Annotated in this window: 24 protein-coding genes; 14 read left to right on the top strand and 10 right to left on the bottom strand. The window is 62.9% G+C overall.

Annotation, left to right across the window (positions count from 1 at the left end):
- Window positions 1-243 precede the first annotated feature (243 nt).
- Window positions 244-744 carry a single-stranded DNA-binding protein gene (locus OWC48_RS05355; RefSeq protein WP_212451249.1) on the bottom strand — a complete coding sequence of 167 codons (501 nt, stop codon included), beginning with the start codon at window positions 742-744 and terminating at the stop codon, window positions 244-246.
- A 448-nt stretch (window positions 745-1,192) separates the two neighbouring features.
- On the opposite strand from OWC48_RS05355, the gene OWC48_RS05350 reads away from it, so the two are divergent.
- From OWC48_RS05350 to OWC48_RS05320, 7 genes are all read left to right on the top strand, one after another.
- Window positions 1,193-1,954, top strand: a complete 762-nt coding sequence (locus OWC48_RS05350; protein ID WP_282519029.1) for an outer membrane protein — start codon at window positions 1,193-1,195, stop codon at window positions 1,952-1,954.
- Between the two features lie 234 nt (window positions 1,955-2,188).
- Window positions 2,189-2,878 (top strand): outer membrane protein, encoded by a 690-nt coding sequence (locus tag OWC48_RS05345; RefSeq protein ID WP_282519028.1) that lies wholly within the window; start codon window positions 2,189-2,191, stop codon window positions 2,876-2,878.
- Between the two features lie 224 nt (window positions 2,879-3,102).
- Window positions 3,103-3,849 (top strand): outer membrane protein, encoded by a 747-nt coding sequence (locus OWC48_RS05340; protein ID WP_282519027.1) that lies wholly within the window; start codon window positions 3,103-3,105, stop codon window positions 3,847-3,849.
- Window positions 3,850-4,039: 190 nt separating this feature from the next.
- On the top strand, window positions 4,040-4,804 hold the full coding sequence (locus OWC48_RS05335; RefSeq protein ID WP_282519026.1) for an outer membrane protein: 765 nt from the start codon (window positions 4,040-4,042) through the stop codon (window positions 4,802-4,804).
- A gap of 145 nt (window positions 4,805-4,949) precedes the next feature.
- The gene (locus OWC48_RS05330) at window positions 4,950-5,708 is read left to right on the top strand and encodes an outer membrane protein (protein WP_282519025.1); all 759 of its coding nucleotides are present in this window, start codon (window positions 4,950-4,952) and stop codon (window positions 5,706-5,708) included.
- A 304-nt stretch (window positions 5,709-6,012) separates the two neighbouring features.
- Window positions 6,013-8,991: an excinuclease ABC subunit UvrA gene (gene uvrA, locus OWC48_RS05325; protein ID WP_282519024.1), complete on the top strand. Its 2,979-nt coding sequence runs from the start codon at window positions 6,013-6,015 to the stop codon at window positions 8,989-8,991.
- A 45-nt stretch (window positions 8,992-9,036) separates the two neighbouring features.
- Window positions 9,037-9,369: a hypothetical protein gene (locus OWC48_RS05320; protein ID WP_282519023.1), complete on the top strand. Its 333-nt coding sequence runs from the start codon at window positions 9,037-9,039 to the stop codon at window positions 9,367-9,369.
- Between the two features lie 28 nt (window positions 9,370-9,397).
- Here the strand turns inward: OWC48_RS05320 and OWC48_RS05315 are convergent, their stop codons facing one another.
- Complete coding sequence (locus tag OWC48_RS05315) at window positions 9,398-9,679, bottom strand: DUF433 domain-containing protein (protein WP_282519022.1); 282 nt, start codon at window positions 9,677-9,679, stop codon at window positions 9,398-9,400.
- An 11-nt stretch (window positions 9,680-9,690) separates the two neighbouring features.
- Between OWC48_RS05315 and OWC48_RS05310 the strand changes: the two genes are divergently transcribed.
- Both OWC48_RS05310 and OWC48_RS05305 read left to right on the top strand, forming a co-directional pair.
- The gene (locus OWC48_RS05310; protein WP_282519021.1) at window positions 9,691-10,332 is read left to right on the top strand and encodes an HAD-IA family hydrolase; all 642 of its coding nucleotides are present in this window, start codon (window positions 9,691-9,693) and stop codon (window positions 10,330-10,332) included.
- A gap of 35 nt (window positions 10,333-10,367) precedes the next feature.
- The gene (locus OWC48_RS05305; RefSeq protein ID WP_282519020.1) at window positions 10,368-11,303 is read left to right on the top strand and encodes a nucleoside hydrolase; all 936 of its coding nucleotides are present in this window, start codon (window positions 10,368-10,370) and stop codon (window positions 11,301-11,303) included.
- Between the two features lie 82 nt (window positions 11,304-11,385).
- On the opposite strand, the gene OWC48_RS05300 is transcribed toward OWC48_RS05305, so the two are convergent.
- The 3 genes from OWC48_RS05300 to OWC48_RS05290 form a co-directional block, all read right to left on the bottom strand.
- Window positions 11,386-12,339 carry a cytochrome D1 domain-containing protein gene (locus OWC48_RS05300; RefSeq protein WP_282519019.1) on the bottom strand — a complete coding sequence of 318 codons (954 nt, stop codon included), beginning with the start codon at window positions 12,337-12,339 and terminating at the stop codon, window positions 11,386-11,388.
- A 2-nt stretch (window positions 12,340-12,341) separates the two neighbouring features.
- A complete protein-coding gene (locus tag OWC48_RS05295) occupies window positions 12,342-12,911 on the bottom strand; it encodes an SRPBCC family protein (protein WP_282519018.1) in 570 nt (189 codons plus the stop codon).
- Between the two features lie 881 nt (window positions 12,912-13,792).
- A complete protein-coding gene (locus tag OWC48_RS05290; protein WP_282519017.1) occupies window positions 13,793-14,560 on the bottom strand; it encodes an AAA family ATPase in 768 nt (255 codons plus the stop codon).
- A 273-nt stretch (window positions 14,561-14,833) separates the two neighbouring features.
- Between OWC48_RS05290 and OWC48_RS05285 the strand changes: the two genes are divergently transcribed.
- Window positions 14,834-16,912 (top strand): DUF1217 domain-containing protein, encoded by a 2,079-nt coding sequence (locus tag OWC48_RS05285; RefSeq protein ID WP_282519016.1) that lies wholly within the window; start codon window positions 14,834-14,836, stop codon window positions 16,910-16,912.
- A 16-nt stretch (window positions 16,913-16,928) separates the two neighbouring features.
- Here the strand turns inward: OWC48_RS05285 and OWC48_RS05280 are convergent, their stop codons facing one another.
- On the bottom strand, window positions 16,929-17,789 hold the full coding sequence (locus OWC48_RS05280) for a PCC domain-containing protein (RefSeq protein ID WP_282519015.1): 861 nt from the start codon (window positions 17,787-17,789) through the stop codon (window positions 16,929-16,931).
- A gap of 9 nt (window positions 17,790-17,798) precedes the next feature.
- A complete protein-coding gene (locus OWC48_RS05275; RefSeq protein ID WP_282519014.1) occupies window positions 17,799-19,406 on the bottom strand; it encodes an acyl-CoA synthetase in 1,608 nt (535 codons plus the stop codon).
- Between the two features lie 196 nt (window positions 19,407-19,602).
- Between OWC48_RS05275 and OWC48_RS05270 the strand changes: the two genes are divergently transcribed.
- A complete protein-coding gene (locus OWC48_RS05270; protein ID WP_282519013.1) occupies window positions 19,603-20,226 on the top strand; it encodes a glycoside hydrolase family 25 protein in 624 nt (207 codons plus the stop codon).
- 13 nt (window positions 20,227-20,239) lie between these two features.
- On the opposite strand, the gene OWC48_RS05265 is transcribed toward OWC48_RS05270, so the two are convergent.
- Window positions 20,240-20,740, bottom strand: coding sequence for a hypothetical protein (locus OWC48_RS05265; protein ID WP_282519012.1), 501 nt, complete (start codon window positions 20,738-20,740; stop codon window positions 20,240-20,242).
- A 94-nt stretch (window positions 20,741-20,834) separates the two neighbouring features.
- Between OWC48_RS05265 and OWC48_RS05260 the strand changes: the two genes are divergently transcribed.
- The 3 genes from OWC48_RS05260 (at window position 20,835) to OWC48_RS05250 (ending at window position 22,092) form a co-directional block, all read left to right on the top strand.
- Window positions 20,835-21,197, top strand: coding sequence for a hypothetical protein (locus OWC48_RS05260; RefSeq protein ID WP_282519011.1), 363 nt, complete (start codon window positions 20,835-20,837; stop codon window positions 21,195-21,197).
- Between the two features lie 92 nt (window positions 21,198-21,289).
- Window positions 21,290-21,805, top strand: coding sequence for a DUF3828 domain-containing protein (locus OWC48_RS05255; protein ID WP_282519010.1), 516 nt, complete (start codon window positions 21,290-21,292; stop codon window positions 21,803-21,805).
- A gap of 11 nt (window positions 21,806-21,816) precedes the next feature.
- Window positions 21,817-22,092: a GNAT family N-acetyltransferase gene (locus tag OWC48_RS05250; RefSeq protein ID WP_282519009.1), complete on the top strand. Its 276-nt coding sequence runs from the start codon at window positions 21,817-21,819 to the stop codon at window positions 22,090-22,092.
- Window positions 22,093-22,141: 49 nt separating this feature from the next.
- Here OWC48_RS05250 and OWC48_RS05245 read toward each other — a convergent pair whose 3' ends face one another.
- Complete coding sequence (locus OWC48_RS05245; RefSeq protein ID WP_282519008.1) at window positions 22,142-22,540, bottom strand: SPW repeat protein; 399 nt, start codon at window positions 22,538-22,540, stop codon at window positions 22,142-22,144.
- A gap of 171 nt (window positions 22,541-22,711) precedes the next feature.
- The gene (locus tag OWC48_RS05240; protein ID WP_282519007.1) at window positions 22,712-23,107 is read right to left on the bottom strand and encodes a tetratricopeptide repeat protein; all 396 of its coding nucleotides are present in this window, start codon (window positions 23,105-23,107) and stop codon (window positions 22,712-22,714) included.
- Between the last annotated feature and the right edge of the window lie 193 nt (window positions 23,108-23,300).

The following is a 23,300-nucleotide window of genomic DNA, read 5'->3' as shown; positions in this document are numbered from 1 at the left end:
CCCCCAAATTCGAGGCCGTAAGATGGTTCTTAAATCCGAGTGACAGGAGTTACAAAATTGGCCCGCGCGCTAATTTACTAAGCGGCTGAAATCGCGCCAGAAATCATCCTCAGGTTTGCAAAACTAGGAAACCGTGTTGGATTTTCTATCGAAGTTACAAAAAGAACAAAGCGGAATCGGCATTAAGTCCTTGCACGACCTGCCGATTCCATATCTTTGTTTACATTTCGGAAAAACACAACTCTAGAACGGAATGTCGTCGTCCATGTCGCTGTTGCGGCCACCGCCGCCGCCGGCGGCCACAGCGCGGCGCGGTGCGCTGCTGACGGGACCGGAGGAGCCGAAATCGCCGCCCGGCTCGTCGCCGAAGCTGCCGCCTCCACCGCCGCCGCCGCGGCCGTCGAGCATCGTCAGGGTCGAGTTGAAGCCCTGGAGCACGACCTCGGTGGAGTACTTCTCGGCGCCGCTCTGGTCGGTCCATTTGCGGGTCTGGAGCGCACCCTCGATGTAAACCTTCGCGCCCTTCTTCAGGTACTGCTCGGCGACCTTGCAGAGCCCTTCATTGAAGATCACGACGCGATGCCACTCGGTCTTTTCCTTGCGCTCGCCGCTGTTCTTGTCGCGCCAGGTCTCCGAGGTGGCGATGCTCAAATTCGCGATCGGCCGCCCGTCCTGGGTGCGGCGGATTTCGGGATCCTTGCCGAGATTTCCAACCAGAATGACCTTGTTGACGCTTCCCGCCATCGCCGCTCTCCACTCCGAATGCCACTGAATTTTAGAAGGCCCGGGACGCGCCCGCGTCCTCTGCAACCTGTTGACGCGACCCTATACGCTTGCGCGGACGGATCGGCCCGTCACCCCTCCACTTATCCCCATATATAGCACCCCTGGCGGGTTCGTTCCAGATTTGTTCTTATGACACCCCTCACGTTGTTGCGTTGGCAAGACGACACCGCGCCGCACAAAGACGGCCTGCGCCAAATGGAATTTCCCCGAATTCCTGAGGACGGCGAAACAGCTTAACATTCATCAAGTTAGAAGCAGTTCAAATGCCGCCCGACTGTTGCATTCCGGAGACGGACTCCGCCTCCCGCCTAAGCTACGCTTGGCTCGGAATTAGATTCTTATGAGCGTCGCGCCTGATCAACCGCTTCGGGGACTTCGAAAGCGGATCGAAACTGGGGAGACTGCAATGAATAAGATTTTGATTGGTACTATTGGTGTAATCGCGTTGGGGCTGTCGGCTCCCGCAAGCGCGGCAGATCTCGCTGCCTACACCAAGGCCCCGGCACCGATGATCGCGACCATCTACGACTGGAGCGGCTTCTACATCGGCATCAACGGCGGCGGCGGCACCAGCCATAAGTGCTGGGACGCAGATTTCGGCGGCGGCGTTTTCTTTGGCGAAGGCTGCCACAACGCGACCGGCGGCACGGTCGGTGGCCAGGTCGGCTACCGCTGGCAGTCAGCCAACTGGGTGTTCGGCTTCGAAGGCCAGGGCAACTGGGCCGATTTCTCGGGTGCCAACATCAGTGCGATCACCGGCCTGCGCGATCGTTCGAAGATCAACGCCTTCGGCCTGATCACCGGTCAGGTCGGCTACGCCTGGAACAACGTCCTGCTCTACGTGAAGGGCGGCGGCGCCGTCGTCAGCGATCGCTACCGCAGCTTCGACCTCGCCAGCGGCCTCGAAGTCGACCGGGCCAACGAGACCCGTTGGGGCGGCACCGTGGGTGTGGGCGTCGAGTTCGGATTCGCGCCGAACTGGACCGTGGGCTTCGAGTACGACCACATCTTCATGGGCAGCCGCACCGTCGGCTTCACCGGATCCGGCAATTTCGGGATCGCCCCGCTCGGCGTTTCCACACGCTCCGATCGCATCAGCCAGGACGTCGATATCGGCCTCGTCCGCGTGAACTATCGCTGGGGCGGCCCGCTGATCGCAAGATACTGATATCTCTCTGAGATCGCTTGGAAATCAAAGGCCGGCCTCGCGCCGGCCTTTTTGCGTGGGCAACGGGAATTATAGGTCAGTCACCGTTACGTTTTGCGACTATTGTGGCTTTTGGGAGACACAACTTGCGGCTTTGCTGGTGTAAGCACGACATCAGTTGGACCACGGCGTCCGATGTCCTTCCGAACGCACGGAAGGCAAAAACAGAAACCGGGACTGGGATTAGGTTTGAAAATGAAGAAGGTTTTGTTGGCTTCGGCCTGTTTGTTCGCTCTCGCTGCTCCGGCTTCGGCCGCTGATCTCGCGGCGCGCCCCTACACCAAGGCTCCGGTGGCGGTGGCCTCGGTCTACAACTGGACCGGCTTCTACCTCGGTATCGTCGGTGGCGGCGCCTGGGAAAACGGTTCCGGCGACCCGAAGATGAAGGGTGGCTTCGTCGGCGGCACCGCCGGCTACAACTGGCAGACCGGCAACGTCGTGTTCGGCGTCGAGGCTGATGGTTCCTGGGCTGACGTCAGCGCTTCGGCGACCGGCGCCACTGTCGTTCCCGGATTCGGCGTTGTGACCGCAACGGCGAGCTCGAAGACCGATGCCATGGGCACCGTGCGCGGCCGTATCGGCTACGCCGTCAATCAGGTCCTGTTCTACGGCACCGGCGGCTACGCCTGGATCGACAACAAGATCACCCTCTCCGCTCTCGGCTTGACCGCGTCGGACAGCAAGTGGCACTCCGGCTGGACCGTCGGTGCGGGCGTCGAAGCGTTCTTCGCTCCGCAGTGGTCGGTCAAGGGCGAGTACCTCTATCGCAGCCTCGGCGGCGAGACCTACTTCTCGGGCGCCCTGCCCACCGGCACGCTCAACTTCCACACCGTGCAGGTCGGCGTGAACTATCACTTCGGGGCCCCGGTGGTCGCGAAGTACTGAGCTTCGCCTCCAACGCCATCGCGTTACGAAAGGCCGGCCTTGCGCCGGCCTTTTTGTTTTCGCGCGTCCAGATCCAGGCCCACCGATTCACAACGTTTTCGGGGAGAGCTGTGGCATCCCAGTGACACAACCTTCGGCTTCAATGGTGTAGAGCAATGACATCGGTTGGGTCATTGGGGCGGCTATTTTTCGCCGACAAAGAGAAACGAAACTGGGGAATTGAAATGAAGAAGGTTTTGCTGGCCTCGGCCAGTCTGTTCGCACTCAGCGCGTTGGCTCCCGCCTCGGCGGCCGATTTGGCGGCCCGCCCCTACACCAAGGCGCCCATTGCTGTGGCCTCGATCTACAACTGGTCCGGCTTCTACCTCGGCATCAACGGCGGCGGCGCTTCGAGCCGCAACTGCTGGGATGTCAACAACATCTTCGGCGTTGCGGGTCCGGACACGGCTGAAGGCTGTCACAATGCGACAGGCGGCGTCGTCGGTGGCCAGGTCGGTTATCGCTGGCAGTCGGCCAACTGGGTGTTCGGCCTTGAAGCCCAGGGCGACTGGGCCAATCTGAAGGGCTCGAATACGAGCGTGGCGCTTGCTCCGCTGGTCAACGAGACCAAGATCGACGCGATTGGCCTGTTCACCGGCCAGGTCGGCTATGCCTGGAACAATGTGCTCTGGTACGTGAAGGGTGGCGCGGCGGTCACGCATGCCAAGTACAACGGCACGGCGTTCGGCTTGGTCCTCGACAGCGCAAGCGAGACGCGCTGGGGCGGCGCGGTCGGCACCGGCCTCGAATTCGGCTTCGCGCCGAACTGGTCCGTTGCGATCGAATACGACCATCTGTTCATGGGCAAGCGCAACAACTCGTTCACGATTCTCGGCATCAACGACCGCATCGACCGTATCAAGCAGGACGTCGACATGGGCACCGTTCGCCTGAACTACACCTTCGGCGGCCCGGTCGTGGCGAAGTACTAAGCATCGTCTCCAACGCCATCGCGTTACGAAAGGCCGGCCTTGCGCCGGCCTTTTTGTTTTCGCGCGTACGGCGCGAGCGCTTGCGGACAAGTTCCATTTTTCGGCGCGCTGTGACCCTCCGGTGACAGACTGTCGCACCTCAAAGGTTGTATCGAAGATCGCAACAACTTTGGCCTTGGGGGGGTCCGTCTTGAACAAGTTTATGCTTGCCGCTGCCGGCATAGTCGCGATGACCACGTCCGTTTCGGCGGCCGATCTGGCGGCGAGGCCCTACACCAAAGCTCCTGCCCCGATGATCGGCGCGGTCTACGATTGGAGCGGCTTCTACATCGGCGCCAACGGTGGTGGCGGCTGGAGCCATAATTGCTGGGACATCGTCACCAACATCCTCGGTGCACCGGTCACTCCCCCCGCATCGGAGGGCTGCCACACCGCGACCGGCGGCGTGGCCGGCGGCCAGGCCGGCTTTCGCTGGCAAAGCGCGTCGTGGGTGTTCGGCGTGGAAGGCCAGGGCGACTGGGCTCACCTTAGCGGCTCCAATGGACCGAGCCTGGCTGCCGGCGGCGTCGGCTCAGACCGCTCGAAGATCAACGCCTTCGGCCTCGTGACCGGCCAGGTCGGCTACGCCTGGAGCAATGTGCTGTTCTACGCGAAGGGTGGTGCGATGGTTGTGAGCGACAAATACGAGGGCTTCACCACCGCCACCGGCTTCGTGTTCGACAGGGCGAATGAAACGCGCTGGGGCGGAGCGGTTGGTGCTGGCCTCGATTTCGGCGTAACGCCCAACATCGTGGTCGGCGTCGATTATGTGCACGGCTTCATGGGATCGCGCGACAACCGATTTACGTTCAACAACGGCACGTTCTCGCGCGCCGATCGGATCCGCCAGGACGTTGACATCGCAACGGCCCGCGTCAGTTACAGGTTCGCCGGCCCCCTCATCGCCAAATACTGATCTTCGTCTCCAACGCCATCGCGTCACGAAAGGCCGGCCTTGCGCCGGCCTTTTTGTTTTCGCGCGAGGGTGCACCCAACCGTCTTGGAGTCGTGAGGCGCGCGCACGGCGCCCGCGAATGGCTTTGGCGAGTTGGGGACGTGACATGAAGACGTGGATGCTGGCTGCGGTCAGCCTGTTCGCACTCGGCGCGGTCGCGCCGGCTACCGCCGCCGATCTACCGATTTACAAGGCGCCGGCGGCCGCCGTTCCCGTTTATGACTGGAGCGGCATCTATGCCGGCATCAATGGCGGCGGCGGCTTGGCCCATGCCTGCTGGGGCGTGACTCGCGCGCTCGGCATCGCTGTCGATCCGGCCGTTGGCGAAGGCTGTCACAATGCGGGCGGTGGCACGGTCGGCGGACAGCTCGGCTATCGCTGGCAGAAATCGCGCTGGGTGTTCGGCATCGAGGGCCAGGGCAACTGGGCCGACTTCAAGGGCAGCAATGTCAGCGTGGCGTTGGCGCCGATCACGAACCAGACCAAGATCGACAGCTTCGGTCTGTTCACCGGCCAGCTCGGCTACGCTGTGAACAATCTGCTGCTCTACGGCAAGGCCGGCGCAGCCGTGGCCCACGACAAATACGACACCTTCTTTCCGGGCGCGCCAGCGGCGGCGACGTTCAACAGCGTCAACCAGACCCGCTGGGGCTACACGATCGGCATCGGCGTTGAATGGGGCTTTGCCGAGAACTGGTCGGTCGGCGGCGAGTACAATCACGTGTTCCTCGGCCATCACAGCGCTGACTTCGCAACTCTCGTCGGCGGCTTCGCCCCGCGCACCGACCGGATCGGCCAGGATATCGACATGGGCCTGATCCGCATCAATTACCGCTGGGGCGGCCCGGTCGTCGCCAAATACTGAGACAAAGCTTCCCTCAGGAACCTCCAAGTCCTGATCCTGTGCGGATTGCCCCAAATCCGCATTCAAACGCGAACGAAGGGCTGGCCTCGCGCCGGCCCTTCGCATGCTCCGGGCGCCCTGCTCCTGCCAGATGCCGCCAGCGCGCCAACAATCCGTTGACGATTCGCACACGCCACTGGAAATCCGTCCCCGTTCTTCCTACGTTCGCTGGCATACCCATCGGCGCCGATCCCGGTTCCGGGCGACGCGCGCCTTTTTTGTTGGCGCGATCGCGCACCTTTGGGATTCCTTGAGGGCAACTCGGATGGATGAAGTGATCAAGGCGAAGCGCCAACAGCAGAACGCGGGATCCAGCCTGCGCGCAATTACGATCCGTGGCGCGCGCGAGCACAACCTCAAGAATGTCGACGTCGAGATTCCCCGCGACAAGCTGGTGGTGTTCACCGGGCTGTCAGGCTCCGGCAAATCCTCGCTCGCCTTCGACACCATCTATGCCGAGGGCCAGCGCCGCTACGTCGAATCGCTGTCGGCCTATGCGCGCCAGTTCCTGGAGATGATGCAGAAGCCTGATGTCGACCAGATCGACGGCCTGTCGCCGGCGATCTCGATCGAGCAGAAGACGACCTCGAAGAACCCGCGCTCGACCGTCGGCACCGTCACCGAGATCTACGACTACATGCGCCTGCTCTGGGCGCGCGTCGGCGTGCCCTATTCGCCCGCCACGGGTCTGCCGATCGAGAGCCAGACCGTCTCGCAGATGGTCGACCGCGTGCTGGCGCTGCCCGAGGGCACCCGCCTCTATCTGCTCGCCCCCGTCGTGCGCGGCCGCAAGGGCGAGTACCGCAAGGAGCTCGCCGAATGGCTCAAGAAGGGCTTTCAGCGCGTCAAGATCGACGGCACCTTCCATGAGCTCGCGGAAGCGCCGACGCTCGACAAGAAATTTCCGCACGACATCGACGTCGTGGTCGACCGCATCGTGGTGCGCGCCGACATCGGCCAGCGCCTCGCCGAAAGCTTTGAGACCGCGCTGAAGCTCGCGGAGGGCCTCGCCGTCGTCGAGTTCGCCGATGCGCCTGCAGCGGCGGCGCCCGTCGAGGAGAAGAAGAAGACCGCAAAAATTCACGACAAGAGCGGGCCTGAGCGCATCCTGTTCTCGGAAAAATTCGCTTGCCCCGTCTCCGGCTTCACGATTCCGGAGATCGAGCCGCGCCTGTTCTCGTTCAACAATCCCTACGGCGCCTGCCCGGCCTGCGGCGGCCTCGGCGTCGAGCAGCATGTCGACGAGGATCTCGTCATCCCCGACAAGGAGCTCGCCATCGGCAAGGGCGCGATCGCGCCCTGGGCCAAGTCGTCATCGCCCTACTACGTCCAGACGCTGACGGCGCTCGGCAAGCACTACAAGTTCACGCTGACCACCAAATGGAAGGATCTGCCGAAGAAGACGCAGAATGCGATCCTCCATGGCTCGGGCGAGGATGAAATCAAGTTCTCCTACGAAGACGGCGTCCGCTCCTACGACACCAAGAAGCCGTTCGAGGGCGTCATCACCAACATCAACCGCCGCTATCGCGAGACCGAGAGCGAGTGGGCGCGCGAGGAGCTCGCGAAATATTTCCACGACGTCCCGTGCGAGGGCTGCAAGGGTTTCCGGCTGAAGCCCGAGGCGCTCTGCGTCAAGATCGGCGGCAAGCATATCGGCGAGATCTCGGAGCTGTCGGTCAGGAAGGCCGGCGAATGGTTCGAGACCGTGCCCGAGGCGCTGAACACGCAGCAGAACGAGATCGCCGGCCGCATCCTCAAGGAGATCCGCGAGCGCCTCACCTTCCTGCTCGACGTCGGCCTCAATTACCTCACCCTGTCCCGCTCGTCCGGCACGCTGTCCGGCGGCGAGAGCCAGCGCATCCGCCTCGCCTCGCAGATCGGCTCGGGGCTGACGGGCGTGCTCTACGTGCTGGACGAGCCCTCGATCGGCCTGCACCAGCGCGACAACGCGCGCCTGCTCGACACCCTCAAGCGCCTGCGCGACCTCGGCAACACCGTGATCGTGGTCGAGCATGACGAGGACGCGATCCTGCTTGCCGATTACGTCCTCGACATCGGCCCCGGCGCCGGCATGCATGGCGGCAACATCGTCGCCGAAGGCACGCCCGCCGAGATCATGCGCAACCCGAAATCGCTCACCGGCAAATATCTGACCGGCGAGCTCGAGGTCGAGGTGCCGGAGCGGCGCCCGCCGAACCATCGCCGCACCATCAAGGTGGTCAACGCGCGCGGCAACAACCTCAAGAACGTCACGGCCGAAATTCCGCTCGGCCTGTTCACGGCCGTCACCGGCGTCTCCGGCGGCGGCAAGTCGACGCTGCTGATCGACACGCTCTACAAGGCCATCGCCCGCAAGCTGAACAACGCCAGCGAAGGCGCCGCACCCCACGATCGCATCGAGGGTCTCGAGCACATCGACAAGATCATCGACATCGACCAGTCGCCGATCGGCCGCACCCCGCGCTCGAATCCCGCGACCTACACCGGCGCCTTCACGCCGATCCGCGAATGGTTCGCCGGCCTGCCCGAAGCCAAGGCGCGCGGCTACGAGCCCGGCCGCTTCTCCTTCAACGTCAAGGGCGGCCGCTGCGAGGCCTGCCAGGGCGACGGCGTCATCAAGATCGAGATGCACTTCCTGCCCGACGTCTACGTCACCTGCGACGTCTGCAAGGGCAAGCGTTACAACCGCGAGACGCTGGAGGTCCTGTTCAAGGGCAAGAGCATCGCCGACGTGCTCGACATGACCGTCGAGGAAGCCGCCGACTTCTTCAAGGCGGTGCCGCGCGTGCGCGAGACGTTCCAGACCCTGCACCGCGTCGGCCTCGACTACATCCATGTCGGCCAGCAGGCCACGACCCTGTCGGGCGGCGAAGCCCAGCGCGTCAAGCTCGCCAAGGAGCTGTCCAAGCGCGCCACCGGCCGCACGCTCTACATCCTGGACGAGCCGACCACCGGTCTTCATTTCCACGACGTCAAGAAGCTGCTGGAAGTGCTGCACGAGCTGGTCGCGCAGGGCAACACGGTCGTCGTCATCGAGCACAATCTCGAAGTCATCAAGACCGCAGACTGGGTCATCGACCTCGGCCCCGAAGGCGGCGACGGCGGCGGCGAGATCGTCGCCTGGGGCCCGCCGGAGGATATCGCGAAAGCGCCGCGGAGCTACACGGGCAAGTTTCTGGACCCGGTGCTGAAGAAGGCAAGGAAGCCGAAGCGGCGGAGCACGAGCGAGGCGGCGGAGTAGAATTCACTCCGCCTCGTCCGCGGGATCATCGGGGAAAGGCTGTAAGTGTCCGCGATGCCCAGCCGCACCTACATGCTCTTCCGCAAGGCAATCCTCGCCGAGCAGCAGATGACCTGCATCTACGAGGGGCGCTATCGCGAACTTTGTCCGCATATCATCGGTACCAACAAGATCGGTGAGGAAGCCGTACTGGCTTGGCAGTTCGCCGGCGAGAGCAGCGGACCGCTGCCGCAATGGCGATGCCTGAAGCTCGCCAATATCACCAACGCCCGCACACGCGATGGTCCCTGGCACGAGGGCGGCTCTCACCGGACTACTCAAACCTGCGTCAGCAACATCGATCTCGACATCAATGTTCACGTGCGCAAATTGCGGTGACGCATTCGTCCGCGAGCCAGAGCACGATTCAGCGACAAAAGATGTCTTCCGCGGCCCAATGATCGGTCGCGAAGGCCTGGGCCGCCCGAACATCATCCGGCGTAAGCCGCGGGTGCTCCGCTATGATGGCCTCGGTGGCCATGCCAGCCTCCAGTTCGTGCAACACCAGTTCGACCGGCACGCGCGTCCCACGGATGACGGGCTTGCTCCATGATCGCAGGGTTGATTTCAATGTGCTCGTGTCGCATGACTGTCCTTGAATTGTCCTGAAATAATAGCACGCCACGTCTCGTTTTTCAGCGAACTCCAAAACCCTCCTCCATGCCCTACTCCCTCGCCATCTTCGATCTCGACGGCACGCTGGCCGACAGCTTTCCATGGTTCCTGCGGACCATCAACGATGTCGCCGACCGCTTCAATTTTCGTCGCGTCGCGGATGACGAAATCGAAGCGCTACGGCATGCTTCGAGCCGTGAGATCCTCACCCGGCTCGAGGTCCCGCTGTGGAAGCTGCCGGCGATCGCGCGACATGCGCGGCGGCTGAAGGCGGAGGCGGCTGCGGAGATTCCCCTGTTCGCGGGCGTCGAGACGATGCTGCAGACGCTCGCCAATAACGGCGTGCAGCTCGCGCTGGTGACGTCGGACAGCGAATCCAATGCGCGCGAGAAGCTTGGCGAGTCCGCCGCCCTGTTTGCGCATTTCGACTGCGCGGCATCGCTGTTCGGCAAGCCCGCAAAATTCCGGCGCGTCGTCCGGCGCGCGGGCGTGGAGCCGGGCAAGGTCATCGCCATCGGCGACGAGGTCCGCGACATCGAGGCCGCGCGGGCCGTGGGCATCGCCTGCGGCGCGGTCAGTTGGGGCTATGCCGCGCCGGCGGCGCTACAGGCGCTTGCGCCCGACCACATGTTCGCGCAGATGGAGGAGATTGCGGACGTGGTCTGCCGGATTCCGCTCAAAGCCTGATCCGCAATCGACACGCCCCGCCAAGGGAGACGGCAATGACACTCACGGACGCAGCCCGCCTCAAACTCCTGGAGCCGCCGGCGGGCAAGGTGCGCGTGGTGCTCGACACCGACACCTACAACGAGATCGACGATCAGTTCGCGCTGGTGCAGATGCTGCTGTCGAAGGACCGGTTCGACGTCGAGGCGATCTACGCCGCGCCGTTCTTCAACACACGCTCGAAAAGTCCCGGCCACGGCATGGAGCTGAGCTACCAGGAAATCCTTCGCCTGCTCGAGCGCCTCAATGTCGCGCCGGAAGGCCTGGTTCATCGCGGCGTCACCGACTATGTCGGCCCCGGCAAGACGGCGCAGGCCGCCCCCGCCGTCAACGACCTCGTGGCCCGGGCGCGCGCAGGCTCTCCGGACAATCCGCTCTACGTCATTGCCATCGGCGCCATTAGCAATGTCGCCTCGGCGCTGCTCAAGGCCCCCGACATCATCGACCGCGTGGTGGTGGTCTGGCTTGGCGGCCATGCGCTGGAATGGCCGCACACGATCGAGTTCAACCTCAAGCAGGACGTCGGCGGCGCGCAGGTGCTGTTGGACAGCGGCGTGCCGCTCGTGCTCGTGCCATGCAAGGGCGTCACCTCGCACCTTCACAGCACGGTGCCGGAGATCGAGCGCTACGTCGAACCGCATGGCAGCATCGGCGCGTTCCTCGCCATGCGCTTCAAGGAATACTCGTCTGATCATCTGGGCTGGGCCAAGGAGATCTGGGACATGGCGCCGGTCGGCTGGCTTCTCAATCCCGATTGGGCGCCGAGCGTGATCATCCCGGCCCCGGTTCTCACGGATCAGATCACGTGGAGCATCGATCGCCGGCGGCATCCGATCCGCTACGTGACCTATGTGGATCGCAACCCGATCCTGAAGGACTTTTTCCTGAAGTTGAAGGCGTTTGCCGGATCTAAAAGTGGTTTAGCGCCGTAGCCCGGATGGAGCGAAGCGCAATCCGGGAAAGTGTCCCCGCATTCCGCTTCGCTCCATGCAGGCTACAGATGCTTCACGCCCCCTACTCCGTCCGCCTGAGAAACGCCCCGAACGCCCGCGGGCCGTCGCCGGTCTTGACCTCGCCGATCACCTTCAGCTCAGTGGCATCGATGATGCTCAGAGTGTTGCTCTCCCAGCAGGCGACGATGACGCGCTTGCCGTCGGCGGTCGCATTGATGCCTTCGGGATAGTCGCCGACATTGATCCGCTTGATCGGCTTCAGCGTCGCCAGGTCGAACACGCTGACGGTGCCGCCATACTGGTCGGTGACGAAGCCGCGCCCTTGCGTCAGCGCCACGGCATAGGGACGCATCCCGACCGGCACGCGGCCGATCTCTTGGCTCGCGGCGATGTCGATCACCGAGACGTCGTTGGAGCCGACATTGGCGGTGTAGGCGCGTTTTCCCTCGGCATCGATGGTGACGCCGAACGGACGGGTGCCGACCTTGATGGTCGCTTTGCGCTCACGCGTCGCGGTATTCACCACCGAGACGCTGTCGTCGTCGCGGTCCGCCGAGAGCAGCAGCCTGCCGTCAGGCGTCACCGCAAGGCCGGACGGCGAAGCGCCGACCGCGATGCTGGCCGTGACGCTGCGCGAGGCCGTATCGATCACCCGCACCGCGGCGGCATACCAATCCGCGACGTAGAGCGTCTTGCCGTCGGGCGTCACGGCAATGCCGAGCGGCCCGCCGCCCACCTCGATCCGCCCCGAGACCTGCCGCGTTGCCGCGTCGACCACGGTCACCGCCTTGGCGTCGGGGCTGGTCACATAGGCAAAGCGCCCATCCGCGCTGACGGCCACGCCGGCCGGCTTGCCGCCGATCGGAATGGTCGCGACGCTGCGCGATGTCGCGAGGTCCACGACCATCAGATCGTCACTGAGCTGGTTGGTGACGAATGCCTCTTCAGCGGACGCGCTGCCAATACCGGCAGCGCAAAGGCTGGCGGCGAGCGCCGCCAGGACCCGCGCCCGCACAGTCAGCTTCCGCTCTCGATCTTCTTCTTCAGCGCTTCGAGGCCGGCCTGATAGAGCCCCTTCACCGCCTTCACCGCGGCCTCGTCGCTCAGCTCCGGCGGCGGATCGTTGTTGGGGAAGCCACGGTAGAACGCGCCGGCCCATTCCAGCGTCGCGCTCTTGCCGTCGGCGCTCGGCGTCACCGTCAGCGTCGAGGAATAATTGGTGACCGGCAGCACCTTCACGTCCACCTTGGTGATCCGGTAGGAATAGGTCATCGCGGCAGCGTCGAACTTGTAGAGTTCCTCATCGACGGTGGCGCCTCCCGTCAGGGTCAGCCGCCGCGTCGCTTCGATCTCATTGCCCTTTTCGCCCTCGGTCTTGGTAACAAGCGGCAGCCAGCTCATGTCCTGGAAATTGCCGATCGCGGCCCACACCTTGGCCGGGGCTGCGTTGATCTCGATGGATTCGCGCACCTTCTGCCGGGTCGGCCCATGCGCCCAGGCCGGGCCAAACGCCGCCGTCAAGGCCACCGCGCCCGCGGCAGTCAGCACCGCGCCCATGACCGTGCGCCGTCCAATCGTCACCCTCATCTCGTTTCCTCATGCGTCTCGTTGATCCTGCGCGACTTGAGGCGCGCTGAGATCATGGTAGCGCATTTTGCGGCCGAGGGGAGACCTGTTCGTGGCGGCGCTGCGGCGCGCGCTCGCGCGTCCCACTACCCCTTGCACCGCCCGGCGGGCAAAACACCCAATGGGCGGGTCAACCACCCCACGCAGAAATAATTCTCTTTATCCGTATTTCGGATTATCATATAGAAAGCCATCCCAGCCCGGCCGAGGGGCGTATCGCGATCGTCACGACACGCGGGATGGGACGTGGTGGACGCAGGCAGCGTCGGCGCGAAGGTGATTTGCAGGGCGGGCAACCGTGAGCGAACGCCGCGCGCACACGACCGGTGCAGCCTGCGTACGGTAAAACCGTGCCGTCCTGGCGCCCGGGGTCTGTGCGCCAAGTCTAGCGGTGATGTGGCGGCCCGACCGGGTCCGCAACATCAGTCATCCGCAAGGCGACGGGGGCAATAGTGCATCGCTCCCCGGGGAGAGCTCGGCATAAGCCGTCAAACCACTGCGCAGGGAAGGCCGGATGTTTGGCTTCACCTGTATGCCGCTGTGCAAACTTCGTAGCGCAATTTCCGCACAGTGGACCGCTTGTGCCAGCCGGCACCCGGCCTTCCCTGCGCCCTCGGCATCTTCGAGGGCGGCACCTGACGCAAAGCTCGGGCGGAATACGCCGCGAGAACGAGAAAGTGTGTCCGCGAGTTCAAACGCCAGTCGGAAGACGAAGCATGTCGCCCAAACCGTCATTGCGAGCACAGCGAAGCAATCCAGACTGCCGCCGCGAAGAGATTCTGGATTGCTTCGCTGCGCTCGCAATGACGACGGAGGGAGCAAGCGCTGGGTGCGTGCCTCGACTACTCCGCCAGCGTCGCCTCCACGAACCCGCGTGGATCGTCGCAGAATTCGCGCATCACCCGGTAGTGATCGGTCTGCTCCACCGTCGTCGGCTCCAGGCCGTATTTTCCGAGCCGAAGCAGTTGCGCATTTGGATAGGCCATCAGCATCGGCGCATGGGTCGCCATGATGACCTGGCAGATGCGGGAATCGTCCATGCGTCGCAAGAGCTTCAGGAATTCGATCTGACGCGCCGGCGACAGCGCCGATTCCGGCTCATCGAAGATGAAGATACCCTGGCGCTGGCAGCGTTCTTCGAAGAAGCGCAGAAAACCTTCGCCATGGGAATGCGACAGGAAGTCGGGGCCGGCCTGGCCGGCATCACGTGCGGCCTTGTCGAGATATCGCGCCACCGAGAAAAAACTCTCGGCGCGAAAAAACCAGCCGTTGGTGATCTTCGGCAGCCAGCTTGCGCGCAAGGCCCTGGAAAGCTGGCCGCCCATCTTCTCCCGCGCTTCGGAATGGTCGACGGGCATGTAGCCCTTGCCTCCACCGGCATCGTCGTAGCCGGCCAGCGCTGCAATACCCTCGAGGATCGTGGACTTCCCGGTGCCATTCTCCCCGACGATGATCGTGATGGCGGCGTCGAAGTTGAGCTCGAAATCATCCGGGAAGATGGGCAGGCAAAACGGATAGGCCTCGCGATCGTGAACCTGCGTCGGGTCGAGCCAGACCCGTTTCAGATACGGCGCCGGCAGATTGATTGTGCGATTGCTTCTTCGGCTCATGCCCGGCTTCCCCCCATTCCGACCAGTCGCTCGAACGGAACATATCAAGAACACAACCCTCGCGAAAGCCGCATCTGAGAAACATTTAGAAACAGATAGAAATAAACCCGACATGGGTCGGTTGGACACAAACCAAAACCTAAGCTTGTGGGCCGGAAACCGCCCTTGGAAAACTTAGCTGTGAGACAATTTGCTGGCATGAGGCCAGCCCACACCCGCGACCCGGCAATGATTGACGGACGACCGGGACCTTAACGCCGCGAGGAGTGCGCGATGGTATCAACGTATTTCAGCTACAACTACATTGCGCACCATCTCAAGCAGTCCCTGACGCGGGTTGAACAGCAACCCGACGTCGCGCGAGAATCCGCCTATTACAAAGCCAACATCGGCAAGGTGCGGACCGTCGATGATCTTATGAAGGATTATCGCCTGTATCATTATGCAATGAAGGCATATGGCCTGGAAGACATGGCCTACGCCAAGGCTTTCATGAAGAAGGTGCTGGAGAGCGACCTCTCCGACCCAAAGAGCTTCGTCAACAAGCTGGTAGACAAGCGCTACCGGGAGTTTGCCGCGGCATTCTCCTTCAATGGCGGTGCAACGCCGGTTGCGCAATCGGGGGACCAGACCGACGAGATGATCGGTCTGTACACGACGACCAAGAAGAACCAGGTCGATGCGCTTGCCGCCGACTCGAAGTACTACAGCGCTGAAATCGGCAAGATCAGCAGCGCTGACCAACTCCTGAACAACGACCGTCTTCGCAACTATGTCTATTCGGCATACGGGATCGATCAAAGCAAGTGGCCGCCTGACACGATCAGCCAGGTCCTGCGCAGCGATCCATCCGATCCAAATAGCTACGTCAACACCACCTTCGCTTCTCAGTTGACCGGCCTCAAAGCCAATCTTGCTCAAGCCCAAGCAGATGCCAACGCCGCCGATTTGAAGATATCCGACTACACGAAGCAACTATCGCAGCCGGGCGCCGACGTGACCCAGTTGAACATCCAGATCCTGGTCGAAAAATATCACCTGGAATTATCTACGAAGAGCATCTCCAGCCTCAGCGGCCAGATAACGACGATTAACGGGTTTGTAGACCTGGCCGGCGCGTTCGAGTTTTCGCCCGATGGGTCACTTCCGTCGGGTGTACCTGCGCAGACTTCTGCAAACATCACGCTCACGAAAAAGAAGTTCGACGACAGCAAGGCCGCCGTCTATGCGGCGGCAAGTCCGATATACGAAGCTCAGGCGATCAAGCAATTCAGAAAGGACCTCAGCAAGATCAATTCAGTCCAGGCGTTCGTATCGACACCTAGCGTGTATGATTTTGCGCTGGGCGCCGTCGGCCTCGATCCCGGAACGGTCTCGAAGGCGACAATCACGGCAGTCCTCGAAAGCGACCTCAACAACCCCAAGAGCTACGTCTATACCCTCAAGGACAATCGATACGTAGAACTCGCACGCGCCTTCAACTTCGACGCAAAAGGCAATCTGACAACCCCCTTGGTGGCTCAGGACTCGGCTCAGGTCCTCCAGATCGCGAGGGAATACGTCGTTGCTGCGCTGAAACAGGCAAGCCCTCAGGATCAGAAGGCAGTTAAGGCATTAGCCACGAAAGATGCGACGGCTTATCAAGAGGCAATCGCAGGCATCGACAGCGTTTCCGAGCTTCTCGCAAACAGGCCGATGGTCGATTTCATTCTCTTGGCCAAGGGGTTGGACCCTAAGAAGGTCAGCAACGAATTTCTCAAGAAGATCTTCGCCTCGGACCTGAGTAACCCAAAGAGCTTCGCGAACACGCAGAGCGATCCTCGCTTTGCCGACATCGTGTCGTCGTTCAACTTCGACAGCAAGGGTAACGTCGCGCGCCTCCCGATGATGGGTCCTCAGAAGCGAGATCAATTCCGGGAAACACAGGCGAACTATCTCCAGCAAAGCCTGGAGCAGCAGCAGGGGGATACGAATCCCGGCGTACGCCTTGCGCTTTATTTCCAGCGAAAGGCGGGAGCGGGAGAAATCACGTCCGCATACGACATCCTTGCCGACAAGGCTCTTTCGGAGGTGTTCAGGACCGCTTTCGATTTGCCCGATTCGATGGCCTCGATGCAGATCGATCAGCAAGCCAAGGTCGTGGACAAATTCATGAAGATCAAGGATCTTTCCGATCCGGCGAAGGTTGAAAAACTGTTGAGCCGGTTCTCCGCCATGTATGACGTCAGAAACAGCCAGAGCATCGACCAGGGTCAATCTCCCTTGCTCAACCTCTTTCAAGGATCGAGCTCAGGCTTATCTGGGATAAGTCAATCCACGTTCCTGGCCATCGCCAAGCTACGTGCTCACTGATGATCGCTCGCCGATACTAGCCCAACACCTCGAGCACCAGCTCCATGGTCATCAGCACGGGATTATCGCCGCGGACCAAGCAACCTTCGGCGATGCCCCCGGTGTAGTCGATCAGTGCAACATCGAGCGCGGCTTCCAGCCCGCCGGAAGGGCCAGGCGCGATCGCACCGGCCGTTATTGCGAGTTCGGTCGCGAACGGCTCGGTCCCCCCGCCATGGGTGAAGCGCGCGCCGATGGTCGAGCCGACGCCGCCGTGGATCTTCGCGCGGGCGATGCCGTGCGCGCGGCAAAAACCTTCGAGGCAGCCGGCAAAATCCTGGTTGGGACGCAGCCGCAGCGCGAAGGCGCTGCTCGTCGTGCGCGCGCCGGTGCTCGCGGCCGCGACCGGCCCGAACAGCTTGAAGTTGGTCTCGGGATCGGGCTCCGCGGCGAACATTGCACCGTCGATGCCGAAAGCCTCGACCTCGAACGGCTCGGCGACAACAGTCTCGTCCGGCAGCATGTGCCCACCGCTTGCCTTGCCGTCCGCCTCCGTCCAGAGCCCGTGGCAATGAAAGAACGGCGCGCCATCGCGCATACCGAGCGTCATGCTGGCGAGTTTCGTCCGCGTCACGCCGCTGGGGCGAAAAGTGTCACTGTAGAACGCTGCGTTCTCACCTGTCTTCGACAGCGCCGGCATCACATATGCGAATGGTCCGAGCGCAGCGCCGCCAAAATTCAGCACGCCACTGGCAAACCCCTCTGCCGCAAAACCACGCCGCGCGGCTTCGAGCAGCGGCAGGCCCGCTTCGAGCCTAAACGAGAACGCGCGCCCCCTCGCCTCGACCCATTGGATGCGTTCGGGGACAGGCGCGCCCGGCTGCTTGATACTTCGCATCGCGTATGCTCAGCCCGCCTGCTTGTTGTCGAGATCGAGCAGCCCGCGCGCCTCGAGCTCTTCGCGCACCATGCGCTTCGGGATCTTGCCATAGCCGGACTTCGGCAAGGCTTCCCAGAAGAAGAACCGCTTCGGCATCTTGTAGCGCGGCACCTTCGGCAGGAGGAACGCAGCCATCTCCGCTTCGCTCACCGGCTTCTCGCCTTCGCGCGCGACGCAGACGGCGACGCCGACCTCGCCCCAGGTCGCATCGGGCACGCCGAGCACGGCGACCTCGCCGACCGCGGGATGCGTCAAGATCTTCTCCTCGATCTCGCGCGGATAGATGTTGGAGCCCCCGGAGATGTACATGTCGGAGGCGCGTCCCGTGATGTAGACGAACCCCTCCTCGTCCATGTGCCCGAGGTCACCGGTGCGGAACCAGCCGTTGCGGAACGCCTTCGCATTGGCCTCGGGGTTGTCGTAGTAGCCGGCAAGCACGGCAGGCCCGATCACGCAGATCTCGCCGCTCTGATTGGCGGCCAGCTCGCGGCCCTCGTCGTCCTGGATCGAGACCTGCATGGCCGTGCGCTCGAAGCCGCAGGTGCCGATCTTCGCATAAGGCCCGTCCTCGGGATCATGCAGCGCCGCCGGCAGCACGGTGATGTTGCCGGTGACCTCGCCGAGGCCAAAATACTGCACGATGACCTTGCCGAGCTTCTTCAGCGCGGCCTTCTGGTCCTCGCGGTACATCGGCGCGCCGGCGTAGATCACGTGACGCAGCGAGGAATGATCGTATTTGCTGGCGGCGGGATGCTCGACCATCATCTTCAGGATCGTCGGCACCGTGAAGAGATTGCTGACCCGATGCGCCTCGATCAGGCGAAACGCCTCGTCGATGTCGAATTTCTCCGTCGGCAGCAGCACGGTGCGCACGCCGCGCGCGGTCTGCACCAGCTGATGGACGCCGGCGCCATGCGACAGCGGCGCCACCACCAGCGATGCGTCGGCTTCCGTGACGCCGGGGGTGAGATCGGCGAGGTGATTGGTGACGACAAAACCCATCTGGCCGTGGGTCAGCACCGCGGCCTTGGAGCGGCCTGTGGTGCCGGAGGTGAAGAAGAACCAGCAGGGATCGTCGTGCTCGACGGCGACGTTCGCAACGCTTGCACCAGCCTGCGAGGCGATGGCTTCCGCCACCGAGCGCTCGCCGAACGAGCCCTTGCCGTCGACGCTCCAGGTGAACTCCAGCGCACCGCCCTTCACGGCTGCAGCGTGCTCGGGAAAATCGACATGGCACAGGAACGCCTTCGCGCCGGAGGCCTGCGCGAGATAGGTGACCTCATCCGGCATCAGGCGGAAATTGGTGGGCACCCAGACCGCAGCGAGTCGGAACGCGGCGAACATCGAGAAGAACATCTCGTCGCCGTTCTTGGAATGGACGAGGATGCGGTCGCCCTTGGCGATGCCGCGCGCGGCGAGTGCAGCGGCCAGCGCCGACACCTGCGCATCAATCTCGCGCCAGGTCCAGGATTTGTCCCCCCAGACGAAGCCGGGACGCGACCCATGCCGCCGCGCATTCTGGGTCAGCATGTGAGCGAGATTCATGACGCGGCGGGACATGCGCAGGGGCTGCATCGGGCTTCCTCTTCGACGGCGGACGGCGCACGAGCCGCCCGCTCCTTGCAGCCCATTTATCGCGATCCGAGCAACCGTCGCAAGGCGGCCCGGCGCAGGTCGTCATGCCGGCTGCTTGTCCCGTTCACGATCCGGTCACGATCAAATCACGGACTGTGGCCGCAAATCATCGTTGTTTCGTCAACAGGAGGATGATTTGCCAGTCAGCAACTCAGTTATCGATCTGTCGCATCACAACGGAACGCGACTTCGCTTCGACAAGGCACAGGCCGACGGGATCATCGGCGTGATCCAGAAGGCGACACAGGGCGAGGCCTATGCCGATCCGACCTTCAAGAAGAACAGGGATGCCGCCCTCGAAGCGCAACTCCTGTTCGGCGCGTATCATTTCGGCACCGGCGCCAACGGCGTCTCGCAGGCCGAGCATTTCCTCGAAGTCGTCGAACCCGACGCCAGCACGGTGGTCGTGCTCGACTTCGAGGACAATCCGACCGGCACCAGCATGACGCTGGAGGAGGCCCGCGCGTTCGTCACCCACGTCCACGACAAGCTCGGCCGCTGGCCGGGCTTCTACAGCGGTCATACCATCAAGCGTGCCCTGGGAACGACAGTCGATCCCATTCTCAAGAACTGCTGGTTCTGGCTCGCGCAGTACGGGCCGACGCCGGTCGTCCCGCCATGCTGGAGCACGTGGACGATGTGGCAGTACACTGACGGCGGGGTCGGACCTCAGCCGCACGACGTCGACGGCATCGGTCGTTGCGACCGCGAAAACTACAACGGCACCGCAACCCAATTGAAGAGCTGGTGGGGAAAATAGCGGTAACGCCCGGCTATTGCGGCTGCTTGAACGCAAACGGCGTCGCCGTGATGGCCTTCTGCTTCCAGCAGGCCTGCGCACCGAAACCGCCGCAATACCTGCCGTGCAGATCGAAGCGAATGGTGCGCGCCGCGCCACGCTTCATCGGCGGCGGCAAAATCTTGTAGCTGCGGACATAGCCGTCGAACACGGGGCGCACGCTGCCATCGGGCAGAGTCACCAGGACGTTCATGACGCAGCCGCCGGTTCCGCAATAGGCGGTCTCGCGCTCCCCGCATTTGGTGTCGCGGAAATCGACGATGTAATCCTCACGGCCGTCCCCGGTCAGGTCGATCTTGCGCACGGTGTCCGGGGCGAAGGTCACCAGGCCGCCATCCTGGCTGTCGCATTCCTCATTGGCGTAGCGCAACGCCTTCTGCACGGCGGGCGGATAGTCGGCCGGATTGAACGGTTTTGCATCATCGGCGCGCGCAGCGGCGGCGAGCAGTGTGAGCAGGAGGGCCAGATATCGCATTCGCGTTTGTCGCCGGCGTAGCCGCAACCGTTCAGGGAATTTTAAACATGATCGGCGCAACTTCGCTCAGTTCTCGCGTACAGAGTGCCGCATCATGGTCAAAGCGCCCGCCTTCCTCCTGTTGTCGCTGGCGCTCGCCGGATGTGCCGTGGCGCCTCAGGCGCACCTCTCCGCAGACCCCGCCTTCAAGCCTGCGCGCTATGCCTGGGATGGCGCCGGCGAGGATCCCAACCAGCCACGTTCCGGGGCTCCGCGTGCCACGCGCGCCGACGCTGGCTCCGAGCGCAACAGGTCGCAAGCCGGACTTCAGCCCTATTCGAAGGAATGGTGGCAGGCCCAGGACGGCATCGAGGCCGAGCAGGACGCCAGGGTCACCCGCTCCCTCGTCATCTGCCAGGGTTGCCTCCGCCCGCAGCCGCAATCTGAAGATTCCAGGCTCGCCAAAGCGACCGATTGAACCGAACGGCCGCTCCATCGGTCTACAGAGATACGCGCTGACGCCGGCCGGTCCGGCCCTGCGGTCGCACATCATTATCTCAGAGACATTTCATGTTCACCCGTCGGACCTTCGTCGCCGCCTCTCTGCTTGCCGCCGCCTCCCCGGCATTCGCCGTGATGCCTGTCTCCAGCGATCCCGTCGCGATCCTGACCGCCATCTACACCCGCGCAGCCAAGGGCAAAGGCGATGGCGGCGGCGCCTTCATCATCGAGAACAAGGCGGCCAAGACAAAATATCTCTCCAAGGCGCTGGTCGCGCTGTGGGCCAAGGCGGATGCGCATACGCCGAAGGGCGATGTCGGACCGGTCGATTTCGATCCCGTCACCAACTCGCAGGAACCGGACGTGAAATCCTTCAAGGTTGACGCGGAGAAGATGGAGGCCGACAAGGCGACGATCGCGGTGACCATCAACGGCCACCGCAACGACCGCAAACCCGCCGACCAGATCGTGCGTTATGACTTCGTGCGCGAGGCCAATAGCTGGCGGATCGACGACATCAAGGGCTCGTCCGACGGCGAGGCTTGGTCGATCCGCAAGATGCTGACGGACTCGTTGAAGACCTGACGGGAGATACCATGAGCGACGTCATCGATAACAAGGCCGATCATCGCTTCGAGCTGGAGGCGGAGGGCCATCTCGCGACCGAACACTACAAGCTCGACGGCAACGTCATCACCTTCGAGCATACCGACGTGCCGAAGGAGCTCGGCGGCAAGGGCGTCGGCTCGAAGCTGGTGCAAGGCGCGCTCGATCAGGTCCGCGCGGCCGGCTTGAAGCTGATCCCGCAATGTCCGTTCGTGAAGGCATGGATCGAAAAACATCCTGAGTATGCGGATTTGGTGAAGAGTTAGGCGAGCGCAGGCCCACCGAGCGCGCGGCGGGCCTGCTCAAATCTACCGCCTATTGCCCATGCTTCAGCATATCCTGGTCACTCAGATCCCAGTCCTGCCACAGCTGGAGCACGCCGAGGATTACCGCCACCGCTCCCAGAGTCGTGTGGTAGATCCGGAGAAAACCTTCGCCGGAATAACCGAACACATAGGGCGAGACGATGAGCCAGAGCCCGACCAGGATCGTCGCCACCTCCTGCCAGCGCTGCAACGCGACATATTCGAGCTGGCTGAGGCCGAATACGACGAGGCCGATCGCGACGGTGTTCAGGACCATCACCTGGTATTCGACGACCGGCGCGTGATCCTGGATGGGGAACCACGGCGACGCGACGATCAGCGCGCCGAGCAGCATCCCGCACCAATCTTCCCACGTTCGATGAGTATTGAAGAAACTAAAGTCCGACATCGTACCCTCCTACAAAAGAGGCATACGTCGGCGGCTGGCAATCATCATACTCCGAACGTCTAGCGACCCTGCCGGCCGCATTCGGGCGTATGTCCTGAAACAACACCTGGGGAACCGGGTGCACGATTGCAAGACTGACCAATGTTTTTTGCAAGCGAAACAACGAGCCAATCATGGCTCACGCGTTAGCGCCCCGAGCTTCTGCAGTGCATCATGGGCGGACGGCAGCCCTGGACGCAATTCCAGCGCCTTCCGGAAATCAGCAATCGCGCCCTGCCTGTCGCCGAGGCGCAGCCTGGCCTGGCCGCGGTTGTTCCAGGAGAACACGTCGGAGGGATCGTATTGCAGCGCCTTGTCGTGGTCGGCGATGGCACGATCATAGTCGCGCTTGAAGCTGTAGACGCGGCCGCGATTGTTGCAGGCGCAGGCATAGCCGGGATCGAGCAGAACCGACTCATCGAGATCGGACAATGCGGCGTCGAGTTCGCGTTTCTCGGTGAGCCCATGGCCGCGATTGCAATAGGCGCCGGCGAGCCTCTGCCCGCTTTCGCTCCTGGTATCAATCACGTTCGAGCAGGCTTTGATGCGCGCGTCCGGCGTGCTGGCCAGCCCGACGCAGGCCTCCAGGCCGGACCGCCTTCGGCCGCAGCCGATACCGGCGCGGTCGAGGCGAGCGCCGCAAGCAGCGCATCAAGGCTGAGCGGGACACGCATTTTCCGGATATCTCCCCTGCGACAACCTCCCTTGGTCGCACCTTGGC

Origin of the sequence: Bradyrhizobium sp. Arg816, assembly GCF_029989365.1 — a bacterium.
In the GTDB taxonomy this organism is placed as follows: domain Bacteria; phylum Pseudomonadota; class Alphaproteobacteria; order Rhizobiales; family Xanthobacteraceae; genus Bradyrhizobium.
Note: the sequence above shows the minus strand (reverse complement) of the source record. Positions and strands in the feature narration are given on the sequence as shown.